The organism is Mycobacterium sp. (assembly GCF_050701675.1).
GTDB lineage: Bacteria > Actinomycetota > Actinomycetes > Mycobacteriales > Mycobacteriaceae > Mycobacterium.
Genome location: NZ_JBOGDD010000866.1, coordinates 1 through 3,450 on the forward strand (window position 1 = coordinate 1; position 3,450 = coordinate 3,450).

Sequence of the window (3,450 nt, forward strand, 5' to 3'; positions counted from 1 at the left end):
TCGCCGACCTGTTCGCCGCCTTCGGCATGTACCCGGTCGGCTATTACGACCTGCGCGAGGCGGCGTCCCCGGTCCCCGTGATCTCGACCGCCTTCCGGCCCATCGATGCAGACGATCTGGCGCGCAACCCGTTCCGCGTGTTCACGTCAACCCTGGCCACCGCCGACACCCGGTTCTTCGACGCCGACCTGCGCGCCCGCGTCGACCGGTTTCTCGACGAGCGTCGGCTTTTCGATCCCGCGTTGATCAGCCGCGCCCGGGTGATCGCGGCCGACGGCGCCTGCACCTCGGCCGCCGCCGACGACTTCGTGGCGCGCGCGGTCTCCGCGTTCGCCCTTTCGCGCGATCCGATCGACGGCGGCTGGTATGCCGAGTTGTCCCAGGTGTCGGCGGTCGCCGCCGACATCGCGGGCGTACGGTCCACGCACGTCAACCACCTGACGCCGCGGGTGCTCGACATCGACGAACTGTATCGCCGGATGACCGCACGCGGCGTGACCATGATCGACGCCATTCAAGGTCCGCCACGCTGGCACGGACCCGACGTGCTGTTGCGGCAGACGTCGTTCCGGGCGCTGGCGGAGCCACGGCGATTTCGGGACTCCGCGGGCAACGTCACCGAAGGCAGCCTGCGGGTTCGCTTCGGCGAGGTGGAGGCCCGTGGTGTCGCGTTGACGCGTGAGGGTCGCGAGCGTTACGACGCCGCCATGAGCTCCATCCTGGGGCAGGAGCGAAGCGACCCGGGGAATGACACCGATCCGGCAGCCTCATGGGCCGAGTACTTCCCAGCCACCGACGCGGAGATGGCAGCCAGCGGCCTCGCCTACTACCGAGGTGGCGATCCAACGAAACCCGTTGTCTACGAGGACTTCCTGCCCGCGTCAGCTGCTGGCATCTTCCGGTCCAACCTGGAGGATGACGCCGCCAAGGCCGATGCCGACGACCGATCCGGCTACAGCGCCGGCTGGATGGCCGGCGCCATCGGACATCACGTTCACGACCCGTACGACCTCTACGAGAAAGCTGCCGCATGACCAACCAACTGACCTCGCTCCCGACCGCCGACGAGCTCCGCGACCGCGCCCGCACGGCACTCAAGGCCGTCGGCTCGGCGATCGAGCTCGGCGGTCCGGGCGGCCACGGCCTACAGGCCAGCACCCCGGTCACCGGCGACGTCCTGTTCACCGTCACCGAGACCACCACCCGCGAGGCCGACCAGGCGATCGCCGACGCGGCGCAAGCCTTCGCGGCGTGGCGCCTCACCCCCGCCCCGGTGCGCGGCGCACTCGTCGCGCGGCTCGGTGAACTACTCGTCGAGCACAAGGCCGATCTCGCCACGCTGGTCACCATCGAGGCAGGCAAGATCACCTCGGAGGCGCTTGGCGAAGTCCAGGAGATGATCGACGTCTGTCAGTTCGCCGTCGGCCTCTCGCGGCAGCTGTACGGGCGCACCATCGCCTCCGAGCGGCCCGGCCACCGGCTCATGGAGACGTGGCATCCGCTCGGCGTCGTCGGCGTCATCACCGCCTTCAACTTTCCCGTCGCGGTGTGGGCGTGGAACACCGCGGTCGCGCTGGTGGCCGGTGACACCGTGGTGTGGAAGCCCTCGGAGCTCACGCCACTGACCGCCATCGCGTGTCAGGCCCTCGTCGAGCGGGCCGCCTCCGATGTTGGAGCCGTTGGGTCCGTCTGCCGACTCATCCAGGGCGGCAGGGAGATCGGCGAGCTCCTCGTCGACGACCCACGCGTCGCCCTGGTCAGTGCGACCGGGTCGGTGCGGATGGGCCAGCAGGTGGGCCCGCGGGTGGCACAGCGATTCGGCAAGTCGCTGCTGGAACTCGGCGGTAACAACGCCGCCATCGTGACGCCGTCTGCGGACCTCGACCTGGCCGTTCGCGGCATCGTGTTCTCCGCGGCGGGTACCGCGGGCCAGCGCTGCACCACGCTACGACGGGTGATCGCGCACAGTTCGGTCGTCGACACCCTGATCGAGCGCATCACCGCCGCCTACCGCAGCCTGCCGATCGGCGATCCATCGGCCGACGGCACCCTCGTCGGGCCGCTGATCCACGAGAGGTCCTACCGCGACATGGTCGGCGCCCTCGAGACGGCCAGGGCCGACGGCGGAGAGGTCATCGGTGGCGAACGCCGCGACCTCGGTGAGGGCTCGTTCTACGTCGAACCCGCGGTGGTGCGGATGCCTGCCCAGACGGCGGTGGTCCACGACGAGACGTTCGCGCCCATCCTGTACGTGCTGACCTACGACTCGCTCGATGAGGCGATCGCGTTGAACAATGCCGTACCGCAGGGGCTTTCGTCGGCGATCTTCACCACCGACATGCGGGAGGCCGAGAGGTTCATGGCCGCCGACGGTTCGGACTGCGGCATTGCCAACGTCAACATCGGCACCTCGGGTGCCGAGATCGGCGGCGCGTTCGGCGGCGAGAAGCAGACCGGCGGCGGCCGTGAGTCAGGGTCCGACTCCTGGAAGGCCTACATGCGGCGCGCTACGAACACCGTCAACTACAGCTCCGAACTCCCGCTCGCCCAGGGAGTCCACTTCGGCTAGCACCTCGGCCGTGTCTGCGCCCAGCTCGGGCGCAGGCCCGGCCACCCGGCCGGGGGTACGCGAAAACCAGGTCGGCACACCGGGAAAGCGCACCGGGCCGTGCTTGGTGTCCACCGTCTCGAAGAGGCCGACCGCGTTGAGGTGTGGATCGTCGAACAGCTCATCGGGCGTCTGGATGGGCGCGGCAGGGATCTCCAACTCGCCGAACAGTTCGAGCCACTCGGCGGTGGTGCGTTCCAGCAGCGTCTCCGCGATCAGGCCATACATGACGTCGATCTGCTTGGCTCGTTGTTCCAGCGTCGCGTACGACTCGTCGTTCCACGGGGGCTTCACCGCGTCGACGAACGCCTTCCAGTGCTTGTCGTTGTAGATCAACACCGCGACGTGACCGTCCTTGGTCGGATACGGCTTGCGGTTCGGCGCCACCGTCCGCGGGTAGATGGCGGGTCCGAGCGGCGGCGAGAACATCTTGCCGTTGGCGTGCTCGACGAGCATGAACGACGCCATCGTCTCGAACATGCTGACCTCCACCTCCTGGCCCTCGCCGGTCCGCTCTCGGTGGAACAGCGCCATCATCGTGGCGTACAGCGCCGTGAGCCCGGCGACCTTGTCCGCCACGATCGTTCCGACGTAGGTCGTCTCGCCGGTGAGAAGCTTCTGCACGGCCGAGACCCCGGATTGGGCCTGAATGATGTCGTCGTACGCGGGGCGGTCGGCCTCTGGCCCGCGGCGGCTGTAGCCGTAGCAGTTGGTGTAGACGATGGCCGGGTTGATGGCGGCCACGTCGTCGTAGGAGAAACCGAGTTTGGCGATCGCCCTGGCACGCATCGAATGGATGAAGACGTCGGCGCTTTCGATCAGCGCGCGCAAAGCCTCAGCGC

Annotated in this window: 3 protein-coding genes; 2 read left to right on the forward strand and 1 reads right to left on the reverse strand. The window is 68.5% G+C overall.

Going from position 1 to position 3,450, the window contains the following annotated elements; all coding sequences use genetic code 11:
* Positions 1-1,034 (forward strand): 2-oxoadipate dioxygenase/decarboxylase family protein (locus ACRDUX_RS26590; RefSeq protein WP_526418142.1); only part of this gene is annotated, 1,034 nt, incomplete at its 5' end.
* Positions 1,031-2,569, forward strand: a complete 1,539-nt coding sequence (gene amaB / locus ACRDUX_RS26595; protein WP_526418144.1) for an L-piperidine-6-carboxylate dehydrogenase — start codon at positions 1,031-1,033, stop codon at positions 2,567-2,569. The genes ACRDUX_RS26590 and amaB, both read left to right, overlap by 4 nt.
* Here amaB and ACRDUX_RS26600 read toward each other — a convergent pair.
* Positions 2,471-3,450: CaiB/BaiF CoA transferase family protein (locus tag ACRDUX_RS26600; protein ID WP_526418146.1), on the reverse strand; the 980-nt coding region annotated here is incomplete at its 5' end. The two genes, amaB and ACRDUX_RS26600, sit on opposite strands and share 99 nt — an antisense overlap.